General features: G+C 65.0%; 19 protein-coding genes. 14 read left to right on the top strand and 5 right to left on the bottom strand.

Going from position 1 to position 19,086, the window contains the following annotated elements:
- Positions 1 to 139 precede the first annotated feature (139 nt).
- Positions 140 to 916 (bottom strand): enoyl-CoA hydratase, encoded by a 777-nt coding sequence (locus tag DVS29_RS33355; protein WP_118184986.1) that lies wholly within the window; start codon positions 914 to 916, stop codon positions 140 to 142.
- Positions 917 to 1,049: 133 nt separating this feature from the next.
- Between DVS29_RS33355 and paaN the strand changes: the two genes are divergently transcribed.
- The 5 genes from paaN to paaK all read left to right on the top strand — a co-directional run bounded on the left by paaN (position 1,050) and on the right by paaK (position 6,865).
- On the top strand, positions 1,050 to 2,759 hold the full coding sequence (gene paaN, locus DVS29_RS33350; RefSeq protein WP_118184984.1) for a phenylacetic acid degradation protein PaaN: 1,710 nt from the start codon (positions 1,050 to 1,052) through the stop codon (positions 2,757 to 2,759).
- A 97-nt stretch (positions 2,760 to 2,856) separates the two neighbouring features.
- On the top strand, positions 2,857 to 4,059 hold the full coding sequence (gene pcaF / locus DVS29_RS33345) for a 3-oxoadipyl-CoA thiolase (protein WP_118184982.1): 1,203 nt from the start codon (positions 2,857 to 2,859) through the stop codon (positions 4,057 to 4,059).
- 82 nt (positions 4,060 to 4,141) lie between these two features.
- On the top strand, positions 4,142 to 4,933 hold the full coding sequence (gene paaG / locus DVS29_RS33340; protein ID WP_118184979.1) for a 2-(1,2-epoxy-1,2-dihydrophenyl)acetyl-CoA isomerase PaaG: 792 nt from the start codon (positions 4,142 to 4,144) through the stop codon (positions 4,931 to 4,933).
- Between the two features lies 1 nt (position 4,934).
- Positions 4,935 to 5,423, top strand: coding sequence for a hydroxyphenylacetyl-CoA thioesterase PaaI (gene paaI, locus DVS29_RS33335; protein WP_118184977.1), 489 nt, complete (start codon positions 4,935 to 4,937; stop codon positions 5,421 to 5,423).
- A gap of 143 nt (positions 5,424 to 5,566) precedes the next feature.
- Complete coding sequence (gene paaK / locus DVS29_RS33330; RefSeq protein ID WP_118184975.1) at positions 5,567 to 6,865, top strand: phenylacetate--CoA ligase PaaK; 1,299 nt, start codon at positions 5,567 to 5,569, stop codon at positions 6,863 to 6,865.
- Between the two features lie 24 nt (positions 6,866 to 6,889).
- On the opposite strand, the gene mltA is transcribed toward paaK, so the two are convergent.
- A complete protein-coding gene (gene mltA / locus DVS29_RS33325; protein ID WP_118184989.1) occupies positions 6,890 to 8,119 on the bottom strand; it encodes a murein transglycosylase A in 1,230 nt (409 codons plus the stop codon).
- On the opposite strand from mltA, the gene DVS29_RS37510 reads away from it, so the two are divergent.
- The gene (locus tag DVS29_RS37510) at positions 8,028 to 8,237 is read left to right on the top strand and encodes a hypothetical protein (protein WP_240655945.1); all 210 of its coding nucleotides are present in this window, start codon (positions 8,028 to 8,030) and stop codon (positions 8,235 to 8,237) included. The genes mltA and DVS29_RS37510 overlap by 92 nt on opposite strands.
- Positions 8,238 to 8,261: 24 nt before the next feature.
- Here the strand turns inward: DVS29_RS37510 and apaG are convergent, their stop codons facing one another.
- Positions 8,262 to 8,636, bottom strand: a complete 375-nt coding sequence (gene apaG, locus DVS29_RS33320; RefSeq protein ID WP_118184973.1) for a Co2+/Mg2+ efflux protein ApaG — start codon at positions 8,634 to 8,636, stop codon at positions 8,262 to 8,264.
- A gap of 219 nt (positions 8,637 to 8,855) precedes the next feature.
- On the opposite strand from apaG, the gene rpe reads away from it, so the two are divergent.
- The 8 genes from rpe (at position 8,856) to DVS29_RS33280 (ending at position 16,233) form a co-directional block, all read left to right on the top strand.
- Positions 8,856 to 9,545: a ribulose-phosphate 3-epimerase gene (rpe, locus tag DVS29_RS33315; protein ID WP_118184971.1), complete on the top strand. Its 690-nt coding sequence runs from the start codon at positions 8,856 to 8,858 to the stop codon at positions 9,543 to 9,545.
- Positions 9,542 to 10,261 carry a phosphoglycolate phosphatase gene (locus DVS29_RS33310; RefSeq protein ID WP_118184969.1) on the top strand — a complete coding sequence of 240 codons (720 nt, stop codon included), beginning with the start codon at positions 9,542 to 9,544 and terminating at the stop codon, positions 10,259 to 10,261. The genes rpe and DVS29_RS33310 overlap by 4 nt, the downstream gene beginning before the upstream one ends.
- Positions 10,262 to 10,718: 457 nt before the next feature.
- Complete coding sequence (gene trpE / locus DVS29_RS33305) at positions 10,719 to 12,212, top strand: anthranilate synthase component I (protein WP_118184967.1); 1,494 nt, start codon at positions 10,719 to 10,721, stop codon at positions 12,210 to 12,212.
- Positions 12,213 to 12,225: 13 nt separating this feature from the next.
- Positions 12,226 to 12,819, top strand: coding sequence for an aminodeoxychorismate/anthranilate synthase component II (locus DVS29_RS33300; protein ID WP_118184966.1), 594 nt, complete (start codon positions 12,226 to 12,228; stop codon positions 12,817 to 12,819).
- A complete protein-coding gene (gene trpD / locus DVS29_RS33295) occupies positions 12,816 to 13,862 on the top strand; it encodes an anthranilate phosphoribosyltransferase (RefSeq protein ID WP_118184964.1) in 1,047 nt (348 codons plus the stop codon). Before DVS29_RS33300 ends, trpD begins: the two co-directional genes overlap by 4 nt.
- A gap of 58 nt (positions 13,863 to 13,920) precedes the next feature.
- Positions 13,921 to 14,706, top strand: a complete 786-nt coding sequence (gene trpC / locus DVS29_RS33290) for an indole-3-glycerol phosphate synthase TrpC (protein ID WP_118184962.1) — start codon at positions 13,921 to 13,923, stop codon at positions 14,704 to 14,706.
- A 46-nt stretch (positions 14,707 to 14,752) separates the two neighbouring features.
- Positions 14,753 to 15,388, top strand: a complete 636-nt coding sequence (locus tag DVS29_RS33285) for a CYTH domain-containing protein (protein ID WP_118184960.1) — start codon at positions 14,753 to 14,755, stop codon at positions 15,386 to 15,388.
- A gap of 113 nt (positions 15,389 to 15,501) precedes the next feature.
- A complete protein-coding gene (locus DVS29_RS33280; RefSeq protein WP_420816184.1) occupies positions 15,502 to 16,233 on the top strand; it encodes a uracil-DNA glycosylase in 732 nt (243 codons plus the stop codon).
- A gap of 120 nt (positions 16,234 to 16,353) precedes the next feature.
- Here DVS29_RS33280 and DVS29_RS33275 read toward each other — a convergent pair whose 3' ends face one another.
- Both DVS29_RS33275 and DVS29_RS33270 read right to left on the bottom strand, forming a co-directional pair.
- Positions 16,354 to 16,950: an FMN-dependent NADH-azoreductase gene (locus DVS29_RS33275; protein ID WP_118184958.1), complete on the bottom strand. Its 597-nt coding sequence runs from the start codon at positions 16,948 to 16,950 to the stop codon at positions 16,354 to 16,356.
- Between the two features lie 222 nt (positions 16,951 to 17,172).
- Positions 17,173 to 18,963: a M61 family metallopeptidase gene (locus DVS29_RS33270; protein ID WP_118184956.1), complete on the bottom strand. Its 1,791-nt coding sequence runs from the start codon at positions 18,961 to 18,963 to the stop codon at positions 17,173 to 17,175.
- Positions 18,964 to 19,086: the final 123 nt, after the last annotated feature.

The raw sequence follows: 19,086 nt of genomic DNA, 5'->3' as shown, positions 1-19,086 counted from the left end.
TGAACACGACCCGCAAACCACCCGCGAACCGCGCCCAACCACACCTTCCCGCTTCCCCGCGCCCCGTTCCCGAAGCGCGAAAGACCGAGATTCTAGTCACTCAGCCCTTCACGCGCAAGCGGTATTTCGAACAAGCCGATCAGCGATGCCTGAAGGTCGGCTTGCGCTTCTCGACAAAGGCTGCCATCCCTTCCTTCTGATCCTCCGTCGCGAACAGCGAGTGGAACAGACGCCGTTCGAAATGCACGCCTTCCGCAAGCGTCGACTCGTATGCGCGGTTCACCGACTCCTTCACCATCATCACCGCGGGCAATGGAAATTCCGCAATCGTCGTAGCGGCAGCGACCGCCTCATCGATCAGCGAAGCTGCCGGAATCACGCGCGACACAAGCCCCGCGCGCTCGGCTTCTTCCGCATCCATGAAGCGAGCGGTCAGGCACATGTCCATCGCCTTCGCCTTCGATACCGCCCGCGGCAAACGCTGCGTCCCGCCCGCGCCCGGCATGATGCCGAGCTTGATCTCGGGCTGACCGAATTTCGCCGTATCGGCCGCGAAGATGATGTCGCACATCATCGCCAGCTCGCAGCCGCCGCCAAGCGCGAATCCCGCAACCGCCGCGATGATCGGCTTGCGGATCGAGCGCACCGTCTCCCAGTTGCGCGTAATGTAGTCGCCCTTGTAGACGTCCATATAGGTGTAGCTCGCCATCATCCCGATGTCCGCGCCCGCGGCGAACGCTTTCTCGCTGCCCGTCACGACGATCGCGCCGATCCCTTCATCAGCGTCGAATGCGCGCAGCGCGGCGCCGAGTTCGTCCATCAGCGCGTCGTTGAGTGCGTTCAGCGCCTTGGGACGATTCAGCGTCACCAGTCCCACCCGTCCGCGCGTCTCAACCAGAATGTTCTCGTAAGCCATGCACCCTCCTCGAAATGAAGACACGCGAAAACGCTTCGCGCTGCCGTATCAACAATGCTACCATTCACCAACCAACCGGTCGGTTAATTATTAGACCAGGTTCATCCCAACCGCTCAACTCGCCCATTGACCCATGACACATCCGCTATTCACGAAGCACGAAGCCACGCTGCACAAGGCGCTCGCCGCCATCGAGACCCGCGGCTACTGGAGCCCGTTCGCCGAAATGCCCAGTCCCAAAGTGTACGGGGAAACGGCGAACGCGGATGGGGAAGCAGCCTTCAAGGCGCACCTGAATCGCCCGTTCGAACTCGACCAGCCCGCAAGCGACGACACCGTCGGCAGCGAAACATCGCCGTTCGGGTTCGCGCTGGGCATCCGCTATCCGAAGTCGTCGCCGGACCAGTTGATTGCGGCTGCGGCCGTGGCTCAACGCGAATGGCGTGCCGCCGGTCCGCAGGCGTGGGCCGGCGTCAGTCTCGAGATCCTCTCGCGCATCAACCGCGCGAGCTTCGAGATCGGCTACAGCGTGATGCACACCACCGGCCAGGCGTTCATGATGGCCTTCCAGGCAGGCGGCCCGCACGCGCAGGACCGCGCGCTCGAAGCCATCGCCTACGCGTGGGACCAGTTGCGCCGCATTCCGGCCGACGCCCACTGGGAAAAGCCGCAAGGCAAGAACCCCGCACTCGCGATGCACAAGCGCTACACGATCGTGCCGCGGGGCACCGGCCTCGTGCTCGGCTGCTGCACGTTCCCGACGTGGAACGGCTATCCGGGCCTGTTCGCCGATCTCGCCACCGGCAACACGGCGATCGTCAAGCCGCACCCCGGCGCGATCCTGCCGCTGGCGATCACCGTGCGAATCGCGCGCGAGGTGCTGCGCGAAGCCGGCTTCGATCCCAACGTCGTCACGCTGCTCGCCACCGATCCGAACGACGGCGAACTCGTCCAGTCGCTCGCGCAGCGCCCGGAGATCAAGCTGATCGATTTCACCGGCAGCACGCAGAACGGCACCTGGCTCGAACGCAACGCGCATCAGGCACAGGTGTTCACCGAAAAGGCCGGCGTGAACCAGATCGTGATCCATTCCGCCGCCGACATCAAAGCGGTTGCCCGCAACATCGCGTTTTCGCTCACGCTCTATTCCGGCCAGATGTGCACCGCGCCGCAGAACATCTACGTGCCGCGCGACGGCATCCGCACGCCCGAAGGCACGCTCGCCTTCGACGACGTCGCACAGGCCATCGCCGGCGCAGTGCAGAAGCTCTCGAGCGACGCTGCTCGCGCAGTCGAGCTGCTCGGCGCAATCCAGAACGAAGGCGTTCTGAAGCGCATCGACGAAGCGCGTGGTCTCGGCCACGTACTCGCCGACAGCACGCAACTCGAACATCCGAACTTTGCGGACGCGCGCGTCCGCACGCCGCTCGTGCTGCAACTCGACGCGAACGAAGACCGCGCCCAGCTCACGCGCGAATGGTTCGGCCCGATCTCGTTCGTCATCGCAACCGACTCCACCGCGCAGTCGCTCGAACTCGCCGGTTCCATCGCCCGCGAGCATGGCGCGCTGACCCTGTCGGTCTACAGCACGGACGAAGCGGTGATCGAAGCGGCCCATGAAGCCGCGATCGAAGGCGGCGTCGCGCTGTCGATCAACCTGACGGGCGGTGTGTTCGTCAATCAGTCCGCCGCGTTCTCGGACTTCCACGGCACCGGCGCGAACCCTGCGGCCAACGCTGCGCTCGCGGACGCGGCCTTCGTCGCGAACCGCTTCCGCGTGGTTCAGAGCCGGGTTCATGTTGAGCCGAAAACGCAGCCTGCGGAAGTCGGCCAGAAGGCATAGACCATTCGGCCGAATGGATTCCCGATACGCGCCTCTCTAATATGAGTTCACCGGACCCGCTGCGAGTACGCCGGGTCCGGCAACTTCAGGACACACCATGACCGATGCCTTTATCTGCGATGCGATCCGCACCCCGTTCGGCCGCTACGGCGGCGCGCTGAAAGACGTCCGCGCCGACGACCTCGGCGCCGTGCCGATCAAGGCGCTCATGCAGCGCAATCCCGGCGTGGACTGGCGCGCGCTCGACGACGTGATCTACGGCTGCGCCAATCAGGCCGGCGAAGACAACCGCAACGTCGCGCGCATGTCGGCGCTGCTGGCCGGCTTGCCCACCGAAGCGCCCGGCGCCACCATCAACCGCCTGTGCGGCTCCGGCATGGACGCGGTCGGCACGGTTGCGCGCGCGATCAAGGCGGGCGAAGCGCGGCTGATGATCGCGGGCGGTGTCGAGAGCATGACGCGCGCGCCGTTCGTGATGGGCAAGGCGGCCACCGCCTTCTCCCGCCAGGCCGACATCTTCGACACGACGATCGGCTGGCGCTTCGTCAACCCGCTGATGAAGCAGCAACACGGCGTCGATTCGATGCCGGAAACGGCGGAAAACGTCGCGGTGGATTTCGCCATCAGCCGCGCCGATCAGGACGCGTTTGCGCTGCGCAGCCAGCAGAAAGCCGCGCGTGCGCAGCAGGACGGCACGCTCGCGCAGGAAATCGTGGCGGTTGAGATTCCGCAGCGCAAAGGCGACGCGATCCGCGTCACGCTCGACGAACATCCGCGCGAAACCTCGCTCGAAGCGCTCGGCAAGCTGAAGGGCGTTGTGCGCCCGGACGGCAGCGTGACCGCGGGCAATGCGTCGGGCGTCAACGACGGCGCCTGCGCACTGCTGCTCGCGAACCACGAAGCGGCGGAACAATACGGCCTGCGCCGCCGCGCCCGCGTGATCGGCATGGCGACGGCCGGCGTCGCGCCGCGCATCATGGGCATCGGCCCCGCGCCCGCCACCCAGAAGCTGCTGAAGCAGCTGAACATGTCGCTCGACCAGTTTGACGTGATCGAGCTGAACGAAGCGTTCGCGTCGCAAGGTCTTGCCGTGCTGCGCCAGCTCGGTTTGCGCGATGACGACCCGCGCGTGAACCCGAACGGCGGCGCGATCGCGCTCGGCCATCCGCTCGGCGCATCGGGCGCACGTCTGATCACGACCGCGCTGTATCAGCTCGAACGCGCGAATGGCCGCTACGCGCTGTGCACGATGTGCATCGGCGTGGGCCAGGGCATTGCGCTCGCAATCGAACGCGTTTGACCATGTAACACCGCGCGCAGAACGCAACGAGCGAAACCCGCGCAACGAAAGACACGCCACCGAGACAGAGAGGAGACAATCGATGTCGTACGAAGCGATCAACGTCACGATCGACGCCGCGAACCAGGTCGCGACGATCACGCTGAACCGGCCCGACAAGCTGAACAGCTTCACGCGCCAGATGCACGGCGAACTCGCCGCCGCGCTCGATGAAGTGGTAGCAGCTCACGCTCGCGCGCTCGTGCTCACCGGCGCCGGCCGCGGTTTCTGCGCAGGCCAGGATCTCGCCGACCTCGACTTCACGCCCGGCGCGATGACCGATCTCGGCGATCTGATCGGCGAGCACTTCAACCCGCTGATCCGCCGCATTCAGGCGCTGCCGTTTCCGGTCATCGCCGCGGTGAACGGCACAGCGGCAGGCGCCGGCGCAAACCTCGCGCTCGCCTGCGACCTCGTGCTCGCTGCGCGCTCCGCAAGCTTCATCCAGGCGTTCGTGAAGATCGGCCTCGTGCCGGATTCGGGCGGCACATGGTTCCTGCCGCAACGCGTCGGCATGGCGCGCGCGCTGGGCCTCGCGATGACCGGCGAGAAACTCGGCGCGGAAAAAGCGGAAACCTGGGGCCTCATCTGGCAAGCGGTGGATGACGAAGCGCTGCAATCCACCGCGCAGAACCTCGCCATCCAGCTCGCGAAGCAGCCCACGCGCGCGCTCGCCGCGATCAAGCAGGCGATGCGTCACGGGCTGTCCGCGACGCTCGACGAACAGCTCGATCTCGAACGCGACCTGCAGCGCGAGCTCGGCGCATCGCACGACTACGCGGAAGGTGTCCGGGCGTTCATCGAAAAACGCGCACCGCGCTTCGAGGGCCGCTGATATGTCGACGCAAACTCAACCGTCCCGCAAGACCGTGGCCGACATGACGCCCGACGAACTCGCGCGCGCCACCGCACAATCGATGTTCGACGCCGACGGATGCAGCCGCGCACATGGCTTCGAACTGCTCGACGTGCGCCCAGGCTACGCCAAAATGCGCGCCGTGGTGCGCGACGACTTTCTGAACGGCCATCAGATCTGTCACGGCGGCATGATCTTCATGCTCGCGGATTCGACCTTCGCGTTCGCGTGCAACTCGTACAACCTGAGCACCGTCGCGTCGGGCTGCTCGATCGAGTTTCTGCGCCCTGTCGAAAAGGGTGATGTGCTGACAGCGGAAGCCGTCGAGCAGACGCTGTCGGGCCGCACCGGGATCTACGACATACGCGTGAGCAACCGCGCGGATGAGACCGTCGCGATGTTCCGCGGCAAGTCCGCGCAGATTCGCGGCACCGTGATCCCAACCGATAGCGCCGCCGACGCCACCTGAACGCCACGCCGGCATCGCGAGCACACCATCGTTGCTGGATATAGAACGGGAGCAAGCGCTGAAGCGCCAATTCCCGTCGAACGCTTTGCATGGGACCAGAGTAAGCGCTAAAGCGCTAACTCTGGTCGACAAATGGAGACACCATGAACGCCCCGCTTCCGCTCGATCCGATCGAAACCGCGAGTCGCGACGAACTCGCCGCGCTCCAGCTCGAGCGCCTCAAATGGTCGCTCACGCACGCGTACGAGAACTCACCCGTCTACCGGCGCAAGTTCGACGAAGCGGGCGTTCATGCATCAGAACTGAAAACGCTCGCGGATATCTCGCGCTTCCCGTTCACAACGAAGCAGGACCTGCGCGACAACTATCCGTTCGGGATGTTCGCGGTGCCGCAAGACCAGATTTCGCGCATCCACGCGTCGTCCGGAACGACGGGCAAGCCGACGGTCGTCGGTTACACGGCGCGCGATCTCGACACGTGGGCCAATCTCGTCGCACGCTCGATTCGCGCCGCGGGCGCGCGGCGCGGCGACAAGGTGCACGTGAGCTACGGCTACGGCCTCTTCACGGGCGGACTCGGCGCGCACTACGGCGCGGAACGTGCGGGCCTCACCGTCATTCCGTTCGGCGGCGGGCAGACCGAGAAGCAGGTGCAGCTGATCCAGGACTTCCGGCCCGACATCATCATGGTGACGCCGAGCTACATGCTGTCGATCGCGGATGAACTCGAACGGCAAGGTGTCGATCCGGCGCACTGCTCGCTGCGCATCGGCATCTTCGGCGCCGAGCCGTGGACCAACGACATGCGCGCCGCGATCGAAAAGCGCATGGGCATCGACGCGGTCGACATTTATGGGCTCTCGGAAGTGATGGGGCCGGGCGTCGCGGCGGAATGCGTGGAAACCAAAGACGGTCCGACGATCTGGGAAGACCATTTCTACCCCGAGATCATCGATCCCGACACGGGCGAAGTGCTGCCCGAGGGTGAGCTCGGCGAACTGGTGTTCACGTCGCTGACGAAAGAAGCGCTGCCGATCATCCGTTACCGCACGCGCGACCTGACGCGTCTGTTGCCCGGCACCGCGCGCACGATGCGCCGCATGGAAAAGATCACGGGCCGCTCGGACGACATGATGATCATCCGCGGCGTGAACGTGTTCCCGACGCAGATCGAAGAACTGCTGCTGAAGCAGCACGCGCTCGCGCCGCATTATCAGATCGTGCTGACGAAGGAAGGGCCGCTCGACGTGATGACGCTGAACGTCGAGCCCTGCCCCGAAACCGCGCCGGACCAGCCGCTGCTGGAGACGCAACGCCAGGCGCTCGCCTATGACATCAAAGCGCTGATCGGCGTAACGGCAATCGTCAACGTGCTCGCGGTGAACGGCATCGAACGGTCGGTGGGCAAGGCGCGCCGCGTGATCGACCGGCGCGGCACGTAAAGCGAAGCAACCCGCAGCAAGCCGTCAGGAATTCGGCAACAGCAACCACATCCGGCCGGCCTGCTTCATCTTGCCGGCCAGATCGCCGGCTTCGTCGCCGAGACCCCAGAAGTAGTCGGCGCGCACGCCGCCGCGAATCGCGGTGCCGACGTCCTGCGCGAACACGAGACGGTTCATCGGCGTATTGGTGAGCGGCCTCGTGGTTTGCAGGAACACGACGCTGCCAAGCGGAATCGACGACGGATCGACTGCGATCGAACGTTCGGGCGTTAGCGGCACGCCGAGCGCGCCGATCGGACCATCAGCGCCGTCCATGCCGGTGGATTCGCCCGTCGGCATGTCGCGGAAGAACACGAAGCGCGGATTCGTATCGAGCAGCGCATCGACACGCCCCGGATTCGCGCGCGCCCATGCCTTGATGCCCTGCATCGTCGCCTGGGCCGGCGTGAGCTCGCCATGATCGAGCAGCCAGCGGCCGATCGACCGGTACGGCTGGTTGTTCGTGCCGCCGTAGCCGAGGCGCATCACGCTGCCGTCGTCCATGACGACGCGCCCGGAGCCCTGCACCTGCAGGAAGAACGCCTCGATCGGATCGTCGACCCACACCAATTCATTGCCGTTCAGCGCGCCGGACCGTTCGAGCTGCGCGCGCGCCGGCAGCGCCGAACCCGGACGGTACGCGCTCGGCCAGTGATAGAGCGGTACCTGATACTGTGCGTGACGCGTGCGCGAGCCATGCAGCAGCGGCTCGTAGTAGCCGGTGACGAGACCGTCGAGCGTACCGTCCGAATTGGCCAGCTGGAACGGCGTGAAGTACGTCTCGAAGAAGGTCCGGGCGGCTGCGGGGTCGAGGTCGTCGAGTTGCGCGGCCGCCGCGCACGGTCGCTGCCAGTTCGCCTGCCGCGCGAGCCGCGTGCAGTTCTGGCGCAGCGCGGCGGTCGCTCCGATCAATGAATCGTCCTGCCAGCCCGGCACCTGCTGCCACGCCACCTGGGTCAATCGCGCAGGCGCGAGGCTGCCTGAAATAGTGGGTGGGCCGGACGGCGCGACACTGGTCCGCACCACGTTGCCGCCGCCGCACGCCGCCAGGATCGCGGCCAGTGCGGCCGTCCCCGCCCATTGCAGAGCGCGCCGGGCAAACCGCATACAATGCTTGTTCTGAATGGAAACCGCCATGTTTGATCTGTTCGACGAATACCCGATGCTCATGTTTGCGCTGGAAGCGCTGATCGCGCTGTCCCTGCTCGTCTTTATCGTGTTCTGGACCGCGTCGGGCAAGAAGAAGGCGGCGAGGCAGCAAAGCGCCCGGACCACCCGCGCCGCAACCGACACTCCGCCGGACGCCACGTCGGGCAACCCGCGACAGGGCTGACAGACCTTCGCAGGGCTCGCGGGTTCAATGCAGCGTGCGCGGCATCTGCAGGATGAACTCGGGAACCGGCGCCTCGAAACGCTCGCCGTCCTCGGCAACGCAGAAATACGATCCCCGCATCGTACCAACCGGCGTCGCGATCACCGCCCAACTGGTGTATTCGAACTGCTCGGACGGCTTCAGGAGCGGCTGATGGCCGACCACGCCGAGGCCCTTCACTTCCTGCACGTGCTGCTCGCTGTCGGTGATGATCCAGTGGCGCGCGATCAGTTGCGCCGGCACCTGGCCCGTGTTGCGAATCGTCAGCGTGTAGGCAAACGCATACTGTCGGCGTTCCGCGTCCGACTCTTCGGGCAGGTAGCGCACCTGCGCCTGCACACTGAATTCGTACTGGCTCATCCTGATCCCGGTTCGATGAATAGCGGTGCAATGCTCGCCGCCGCAGGCGCCGAACGCGCGCTGGCAGAGGCTTTGCGATGGTTCCGCATTGTCCTTGATGGATCGCCCCGCCGCAACCTGGCAAACCCGGTGCGACGGACGGCCAAAGCATTCCGCCGCGCGGGCTACGGCCACGAGCCAGGCGTAAAATGGCGCTTTTCTGTCTGCCCTCCCATCCCCATGACGCAATTCCGCATCGCTCCGAGCATCCTGTCCGCCGATTTCTCGCGGCTTGGCGAAGAAGTCCGCAACGTCGTCGCAGCCGGCGCCGACTGGATCCACTTCGACGTGATGGACAACCACTACGTCCCGAACCTGACGATCGGCCCGATCGTCTGCGAGGCGCTTCGCCCGCACGTGCAGGTGCCGATCGACGTGCATCTGATGGTGCGTCCGGTCGACCGCATCGCGCCCGACTTCGCGAAGGCCGGCGCAAACTCGATCAGCTTTCACCCGGAAGCGTCCGATCACATCGACCGCACGCTGTCGCTGATCCGCGATCATGGCTGCAAGTCGGGCCTCGTGTTCAACCCGGCCACACCGCTTCACTATCTCGACTATGTGATGGACAAGGTTGACATCATCCTGATCATGTCGGTGAACCCAGGCTTCGGCGGGCAGTCGTTCATTCCGGAAGCGCTGCAGAAGCTGCGCGACGCGCGCGCGCGCATCGACGCGTACCGCGAGAAGACCGGCCGCGAAATCCACCTCGAAGTGGACGGCGGCGTGAAGGTCGACAACATCGCCGAAATCGCGGCGGCGGGTGCGGATACGTTCGTCGCGGGCTCGGCGATCTTCGGCAAGCCGGACTACCGCGCGATCATCGACGAGATGCGCGCCGAACTCGCGAAAGTCGGGCAAGCCCGATGAGCGGCGCCACATATCCGGCGCCGGTGCTGACCGGCCCGCGCATCGAGGCGGCCATCATCGACCTCGACGGCACGATGATCGACACCGCCGACGATTTCACCGCGGGCCTGAACGGCATGCTCGCGCAGCTCGACGCCGAAGAAACCTCGCGCGAGGAAGTGATCGGATACGTGGGCAAAGGCTCCGAGCACCTGGTCCGCAGCGTGCTCGCGCCGCGCTTCGACGCAGCCGTTGCGCAAACCCGCTTCGACGAAGCGCTCGCGATCTACCAGAACGAGTACGCGAAAATCAACGGATTACGCACGCGCCTCTATCCGGAGGTCGAAGCGGGGGTCGGGGCGATGCATCGCAACGGGGTCAAGCTCGCGTGCGTGACCAACAAGCCGCACCGGTTCGCCGTCGAGCTGCTGAAGCAGTACGGCCTCCACGACTACTTCGCGGTCGTGCTCGGCGGAGACAGCCTGCCGAAGAAGAAGCCCGACCCGCTGCCGATGCTCACCGCGTGCGAACGGCTCGGTGTCGCGCCAGCGGCAGCCGTCGCGATCGGCGACTCGGAAAACGACGCGTTCGCGGGCCGCGCGGCCGGCATGGCGACGCTCACCGTGCCGTACGGCTACAACCATGGACAATCTGTACAAACGATAAAATCGGATGGTATAGTTGCCTCGCTGCTGGAGGCCGCCAAGGTCATCGCGGCACACCAGTCACCAGCCTGAACATCCCTTCACCTTCATGTTTCTGAATAAAAAACGGAGTCTGAGCAGCATTGACCGGGGAGCATGGCCCTGGCGTCGCTGGTCGAACTAACCTCTACCTGAGGATCGCTGAAGCTCGTCTTCGGCTCGTTTTTTACTTCGCTGCGCTCACCGCGCGTTTTCCACCCAGGTCGTACCCGATTCGTCGCAAGATTGCCGTCGTTGAACGCCGCGTTGAGCTGCGTTCCGCGCACGGAGCGACGCGGTTGGTATCCTGTCACCGCACACTGCTCACGCATCGCGCCGAACCAACGCGACGCGCCTGCAGAGCGATGCGATGACGTGTGCCGCAACCGTCGGTGGAAACGAGCGCCGGTCGATCCAATAGAATGCAATGCCAGACCGGCAGCGCAGCGCCCCGCTTTGTCCTTCGCCGCTCACGACCGACCGGCACCGGACGCACGAACAGGATCGGAACATGACCGAACTCGAATTCCAGTCCCTCGCGAACGAGGGCTACAACCGCATCCCGATGATCGCCGAGGCGCTCGCCGATCTGGAAACGCCGCTGTCGCTGTACCTGAAGCTCGCGCAGCCCGAGCGCGGCGGCGCGAACTCGTTCCTGCTCGAGTCCGTGGTGGGCGGTGAGCGTTTCGGGCGCTACTCGTTCATCGGCCTGCCGGCACGCACGCTGATCCGGGCGCGCAACGGCGTGTCGGAAGTCGTGCGCGACGGCAAGGTCGTCGAGACGCACGAAGGCGATCCGCTCGCATTCATCGAACAGTTCCAGGCGCGTTTCAAGGTTGCGCAGCGTCCCGGTCTGCCGCGTTTCTGCGGTGGCCTGGCTGGCTACTTCGGCTACGACGCGGTGCGCTACATCGAGAAGAAACTCGCGAACTCCGCGCCGCCCGACGATCTCGGCCTGCCCGACATTCAGCTGCTGCTGACCGAAGAAGTGGCGGTGATCGACAATCTCGCCGGCAAGCTCTATCTGGTCGTGTATTCCGATCCGTCGCAGCCCGAAGCGTACACGCGCGTCAAACAGCGGCTGCGCGAACTGAAGCAGCGTCTGCGCACGACCGTGCAGCCGCCGGTCACGTCGGCAAGCGTGCGCACCGAGATCTTCCGCGAGTTCAAGAAAGACGATTACCTGTCCGCCGTGCGCAAAGCGAAGGAATACATCGCGGCCGGCGAACTGATGCAGGTTCAGGTCGGCCAGCGGCTGATCAAGCCGTACCGCGACAATCCGCTGTCGCTGTACCGCGCGCTGCGTTCGCTGAATCCGTCGCCGTACATGTACTACTACAACTTCGGCGAATTCCACGTGGTGGGCGCATCGCCGGAAATTCTGGTGCGCCAGGAGAAACGCGGCGAAGATCAGATCGTCACGATCCGTCCGCTCGCCGGCACGCGTCCGCGCGGCAACACGCCCGAGCGCGACGCCGAACTCGCCACCGAACTCCTGAACGACCCGAAGGAAATCGCCGAGCACGTGATGCTGATCGACCTCGCGCGCAACGACGTGGGCCGCATCGCGCAGATCGGTTCGGTTTCGGTGACGGACAAGATGATCATCGAAAAGTACTCGCACGTGCAGCACATCGTGAGTTCAGTGGAAGGCAAGCTGAAGCCCGGCATGACGAACTACGACGTGCTGCGCGCAACCTTTCCGGCGGGCACCTTGTCCGGTGCGCCGAAGGTGCGCGCAATGGAACTAATCGACGAACTGGAGCCGGTGAAGCGCGGCCTGTACGGCGGCGCGGTCGGCTATCTGTCGTTCACCGGCGAGATGGACCTGGCCATCGCGATCCGCACGGGCCTGATCCACAACGGCAATCTGTACGTGCAGGCGGCGGCGGGCGTGGTGGCGGACTCGGTACCCGAGTCCGAATGGCAGGAAACCGAAAACAAGGCGCGCGCGGTGCTGCGCGCAGCGGAACAGGTGCAGGACGGCCTCGACAGCGATTTCTGACCGGAGAACCACCATGCTGCTCATGATCGACAACTACGACTCGTTCACGTACAACCTGGTCCAGTACTTCGGCGAACTCGGCGAAGACGTGCGGACCTATCGCAACGATGAAATCACGCTCGACGACATCGCGAAGCTGAACCCCGAACGCATCTGCCTGTCGCCCGGGCCGAGCAATCCGCAGCATGCGGGCATCACGCTCGATGTGCTGCGCAAGTTCTCCGGCGAAATTCCGATTCTCGGCGTGTGTCTCGGCCACCAGGCGATCGGCGAGGCATTCGGCGGCCGCGTGGTGCGCGCGCAGACCATCATGCACGGCAAGGTCAGCCAGATCGAAACCGACTGCAAGGGCGTGTTCGCCGATCTGCCGAAGCACTTCACGATCACCCGCTATCACTCGCTCGCGATCGAACGCGACACGCTGCCCGACTGCCTCGAAGTGTCGGCGTGGACGGAAGACGGCGAGATCATGGGCGTGCGCCACAAGAAGCTGCCGGTGGAAGGCGTGCAGTTCCATCCGGAGTCGATCCTCTCGGAGCACGGTCACGCGCTGCTCGAGAACTTCGTCAAGCAATCGAAGCGCGTTGTCGCAGAGCGCACAGCATGAGCGCGGAGAACATCATGATCACGCCACAGGAAGCGCTGCAACGGACCATCGAGCACCGCGAGATCTTCCACGACGAAATGCTGCACCTGATGCGCCTCATCATGCGCGGCGATCTGTCGCCGGTGATGTCGGCCGCGATCATTACCGGCCTGCGCGTGAAGAAGGAAACCATCGGCGAGATCGCCGCGGCGGCCACCGTGATGCGCGAATTCGCGAAGCACGTGCACGTCGCGGATAACTCGAACTTCGTGGACATCGTCGGTACGGGCGGCGACGGCTCGCATACGTTCAACATCTCCACCGCGACGATGTTCGTAACGGCCGCGGCGGGTGCGAAGGTCGCGAAGCACGGCGGCCGCAGCGTATCGAGCAAGTCGGGCAGCGCCGATGTGCTCGAGGCGCTCGGCGTCAACATCGATCTGCAGCCGGAGCAGGTGGCCGCGTCGATCGAGGCGACCGGCATGGGCTTCATGTTCGCGCCGAACCATCATCCCGCGATGAAGAACATCGCGCCGGTGCGCCGTGAACTGGGCGTGCGGACCATCTTCAACATCCTCGGTCCGCTGACCAATCCCGCGGGCGCGCCGAACCAGCTGATGGGCGTGTTCCATCCGGACCTCGTCGGCATCCAGGTGCGCGTGATGCAGCGGCTCGGCGCGAAGCACGTGCTCGTCGTGTATGGCAAGGACGGCATGGACGAAGTGTCGCTCGGCGCGGCCACGCTCGTCGGCGAACTGCGCGACGGCGAAGTGCACGAGTACGAGATCCACCCGGAAGACTTCGGGCTGCAGATGGTGTCGAACCGTACGCTCAAGGTGGCGGATGCGACGGAATCGAAGGCCATCATGCTCGATGCGCTCGACAACAAGCCGGGCGTCGCGCGCGAAATCGTGACGCTGAACGCGGGAACGGCGCTCTACGCGGCGAACACCGTGCCGTCGATCGAGCAAGGCATCGAAGTGGCGCGCGAGGCCATCGCGAGCGGCCGGGCCCGCGCGAAGGTCGACGAGCTGGTGCGTTTCACCCAGCAATTCAAGGCGTAAATCAACGCATGAAAGCCGCCGTGCGTTGCGCGCGGCGACCGTGCAACACAGGAACATCATGAGCGACATTCTCGAACGCATCATCGCAGTCAAGCGCGAAGAAGTGCGCGTGGCGGAACAGAGCGCGCCGCTCGAAGAACTGCGTCTGGCGGCATCGGCGCAGGATCTGCGCGATTTCGTCGGCGCGCTGCGCGCGAAGCACGAACTCGGCGAAGCGGCCGTGATCGCCGAAGTGAAGAAGGCGAGCCCGTCGAAAGGCGTGCTGCGCGAGCACTTCGTGCCGGCGGATATCGCCCGTTCGTACTCGGAGCATGGCGCGGCCTGTCTGTCCGTGCTGACCGACGTGCAGTTCTTCCAGGGCAGCACGACGTACCTGAAAGAAGCGCGCGCGGCCTGCTCGCTGCCTGTGCTGCGCAAGGACTTCATCGTCGATCCGTACCAGATCGTCGAAGCCCGCGCGATGGGCGCCGACGCGATCCTGCTGATCGCCGCGGCACTCGATACGGCCCAGATGCAGGACTTCGAAGCGTTCGCGCATTCGCTCGGTCTTGCGGTGCTCGTCGAAGTGCACGACCGCGATGAGCTGCACGAAGCGCTGACGCTGAAGACACCGCTGATCGGCATCAACAACCGCAACCTGCGCACGTTCGAAACGTCGATCGACACGACGCTCGGCATGCTCGACGAGATCCCCGGCGACCGTATCGTGGTGACCGAATCGGGTATCCTCGCGCGCGGCGACGTCGAGCGCATGCGTGCGGCTCAGGTGAATACGTTCCTCGTCGGCGAGGCGTTCATGCGCGCGGACAATCCGGGCGCCGAACTCGCGAAGATGTTTTTCTGAGCTTTGCCGCATCGCTGCAAGGCACGATTCAATTGGAGCTGGAGCGATGGCGATCGAACGTGAAATCAAGCTGGCGTTGCCAGCCGATCAGCTAGACAACGCGACACACTGGTTCACGGCCCGCACGGGTCAGGCGGGTCACGCGATCCGTCTCGAGAACCGCTATTTCGACACGCCGCAGCTGACGCTCGCGCGCGCGAAAAGCGCATTGCGCGTTCGCCATACGCCGGATGGCTGGCTGCAGACCTACAAGACAGTGGGCAAAGCGACGTCCGGCCTGCACAACCGCCACGAGTGGGAACTGCCGGTAGCGGGCAATGCGCTCGAACTCGACGCACTGCTGGACGCCTGCGACGACCCACCCTCCGCGGACGCGCTCCGCGCCGCCGCAACGAATCTGATTCCACTCTTCAGCACCGATTTCACGCGCATGCTATGGCAAATGACTGTGGATGGCGCGCAGATCGAAGCGGCGATCGACCAGGGTGAAGTGCGCGCGGACGTGGATGGCGAAACGCGCCGCACGCCAATTCGCGAGATCGAGCTGGAACTGAAGTCGGGCGACGAAGCGGCGCTGCACACGCTGTCGAACGCCTTGATGGCCGAAGTTCACGGTCTGAAACCGGACGACGTGAGCAAGGCGCAGCGCGGCTATCGCCTGCGCGAAAACGTCGCGGAATGACACTCAACATGAATCCACCCCGCACCCGCGCGAAATCCAACTCGCAGGCTTCGCTGTTCGACGAGCCGCAACCGGCGCACGACGTCGTCACGACGCAAGCGCAAACGCCCTCGATGCCCGCCGGTGCGTCCACGCTCGATCAGCAGTTCGACGCGCTGCCGCCCGACTGGCACGCTCATCTGAAATCGTTCATCGATAGCGATGCGTATTCGTCGCTATGCGGTTTCGTCGACGGCGAGCGCGCAGCCGGCAAGACCGTCTATCCTGCCGACGTGTTTCGCGCGCTCCGCCTCACGTCGCCTGATAACGTGAAGGTCGTGATCCTTGGCCAGGATCCGTACCACGGCGAAGATCGCGGCACGCCGCAGGCGCATGGCCTCGCGTTCTCGGTGCCGCCGTCCGTACGGCCACCGCCTTCGCTGCGCAACATCTTCAAGGAAATCGCGAGCAGCTTCGGCTACGACACACCGCGTCACGGTTGTCTCGACGCATGGGCGAAACAAGGCGTGCTGCTGCTCAACACGGTGCTGACCGTCGAGCGCAACCAGGCGGCGAGCCACGCGAAACGCGGCTGGGAGCGCTGCACCGACACGCTGATCCACGAACTCGCGGTACGTCACGACGGCCTCGTGTTCATGTTGTGGGGCGCGCACGCGCAGGCGAAACGCGCGCTGCTCGAAGGCAAGTCGCACTATGTGCTCGAAGCGCCGCATCCGTCGCCGCTGTCCGCGCATCGCGGCTTTCTCGGCTGCCGGCATTTCGAGCTGGCGAATGAATTTCTCGCGCGACGCGGACGCGAGCCGATCGACTGGCGTCTGCCGGATGCCGCCGAGGTGCTGGCCTGACGCCTAACGCCTGATCAAGGCAAAACGCCGTGAAGCCTGAAGCCCCACGGCGTTTCGATCGAGCCGGCGCGCTACCTTCGCGCGCACCGTCGCTCTACTTGCTACACGACCTTCTCGCGCTTAGATCGCAGCGATCTGCTCACGCGCGGCGCTGATCGATGCGGATGCCACTTCAGCGCCCATGTTCAGGCCTTCCGCGTAGACGAACGTGACGTCCGTCATGCCGAGGAAACCGAGGAACGTGGTCAGGTACGACGTGTGGCTGTCGGCCGGCGTGCCAGAATACTTGCCGCCGCGCGCCGCGACGATATACACCTTCTTGCCCTTCACCAGACCTTCCGGGCCGTTCGCGGTGTAGCGGAACGTGATGCCGGCGCGCGCGATGAAATCGAAGTACGTCTTCAGTTGCGAGGACACGCCGAAGTTGTACATCGGCGCGCCGATCACGACGATGTCCGCGGCCTGGAGTTCGGCAATCAGCGCTTCGCTGCGCGCGGCGATCGCCTGCTGCTCCGCCGAGCGTTGATCGGCCGGCGTGAAGAACGCGCCGAGGATCGCGTCGTCAAGGTGCGGCAGCGGTTCGGATTGCAGGTCGCGGGTGACGAGCGTCGCGCCCGGATTCGATTGTTGCAGCTTCGAGACGAGTTCGTTGGCGAGCAGGGTGGACTGGGCGCCTTGCGAGCGGGCGGCCGAGTTGATCAGAAGAATCGAGGACATGGTTGGCTCCTTGAGAGGCAGTCTGGGGCGCAGTCAGGTACTGCGCGTTGGGAGCCATTGTGTGGATTCGCCCTCTGGCGAAAAAGTACCGCGACGGCGACGGATTGTTGCAGCGATAGAACAATCCGCTGGGCGGGGTGATCCGATGCGCCGCAATGTCATCACCGTCGCTGGGCGGCCGCGAGCGCGGCCGCCGCCGCGCCGCTCAAACTATTGAACCGCTCAGCCCGCGAGCCACGCGTCGCGGGCCTTGCGCGCGGCGGCTCGCGTATCGGTGATCGCGAACTTGTAACGCTGCACGTCCGGACCGTCGAGCTTCACCTGCGCGACCCGAAGCTCGTCGCGGCGGAATGCGTGAATCTCCACCTTGTCGCCGGGCAGATAGCGTGCGAGCAGCGCATCGAGATTCCCGCCGTTGATGCGCAGGCCGTCGAGCGCGATCAGCACATCGCCCGCGGAAAGCCCCGCCTTCTGCGCGGCGCTGCCTTCGTGCACCGCGGCGAGCGTGCAGTCGGCGCCGGCCCGCATGCGCGCACCCAGCGACGGCTTGCCGTTCGGATCGATGTCCGCCTTCAGCGATACGCCGAACGGCTCGAGCAAGGTTTCGAGCGGCAGATCCTTAGTACCGTGCACGCCGTCGGCGAAGAGCGCGGACAGATCCGCGCCGGTCGCTTCCGCAAACAGCGCCTCGACCTCGCCTTCCGCGATGCCGACCGGCTTGCCGCGATAGAAGTCCCGACCGAAGCGCTGCCACAACAGACGCATCACGTCGTCGAGCGACTTGCGGTTGCCGGTTTGCGCGCGGATCGTCAGATCGAACGCGAGCGCGACGAGCGAACCCTTCGTGTAGTAGCTGACGATCGCGTTCGCCGCGTTCTCGTCCTGCCGGTAATACTTCACCCACGCGTCGAACGAACTCTCGGCGACGGTCTGCTTCAGACGGCCGCTGCCGCGCAGCACGCCGCCCACCGTCTTGCCGAGCAGGCCGAAATAATCTTCCGTCGTGATGCGGCCGCTGCGCACAAGAATCAGATCGTCGTAATAGGACGTGAAGCCTTCGAACAGCCACAGCAGCGACGTGTAGTTTTCCTGCGTGAGGTCATACGGCGCGAACGTGGCCGGCTTGATGCGCTTCACGTTCCATGTGTGGAAGTACTCGTGGCTGCACAGGCCGAGGTAGGTTCGATAGCCTTCGGTCAATTGCGTGCGGCCCTGCACGGGCAGATCGGTGCGATTGCAGATCAGCGCTGTCGACGCGCGATGCTCGAGGCCACCGTAGCCATCGCTGACGGCAAGCGTCATGAACACATAGCGATCCACGGGCGCCTTCTTCGATTTCGGCTCGAAGAGCGCGATCTGCGCTTCGCAGATCTTCTTCAGGTCTGCCGCAAGCCGCTCCATGTCGAGCGACACGACGCGGCCGGAGATCACGATGTCGTGCGGCACGCCGTGCGCCTTGAAGGTGGCGAGCGCGAATTCGCCGAGCGTCACCGGATGATCGGCGAGTTCGTCGTAATCGCGGGCTTCATACAGCCCGAACCCGTAGCGCTTCGTGCCGCGCGCTTCGGGCAGCGCCGTCGCGACGCGCCAGCCGCGGAACTGCGCGCCCGCCGGCTTCTGGATGTCGACAATGCAGCGCGCGTCCTCGTGCCCCGCCACCGCGAGGAACACGCTCGTGCCGTTGAAGAAGCCCGTGGTGTCGTCGAGATGCGCGGCGCGCACCGACAGGTCCCACGCATACACCTCGTAGCGCAATGTCAGCGCGCCCTTCACCGGCGCCGCCTGCCACGACTGCTTGTCCGTCTTCGTCACGCGAACCTTGCGGCCCGCGTCGCTGAACGCGCGGAGCGTCACGATGTTGCGCGCGAACTCGCGGATCATGTAGCTGCCCGGAATCCACACCGGCAGCATGAAGCGCTGGCCGTCCGGATCCGGGTCCGCGACGGTCACGGTCACTTCGAACAGGTGGGCGGCGGTCTGTTTGGGAACGATGGTGTAGCGGATCGGCTTCATCGGCAATGTGTGGAGGCGGACGCGGAGTGGACGATGGCGGGTGGAACGGCGCGGCGGCGCAAGCGCGGAGAACCTGTGCCCGAATGAAACGAGAGGCGCACGCGGCGCCTCCAGATCCGTTCA

Source organism: Paraburkholderia phosphatilytica, assembly GCF_003443895.1.
GTDB classification, from domain to species: Bacteria; Pseudomonadota; Gammaproteobacteria; order Burkholderiales; family Burkholderiaceae; genus Paraburkholderia; species Paraburkholderia phosphatilytica.
The sequence above is the reverse complement of the archived record's forward strand: the minus strand, read 5'-3'. Positions and strand labels throughout refer to the sequence as shown.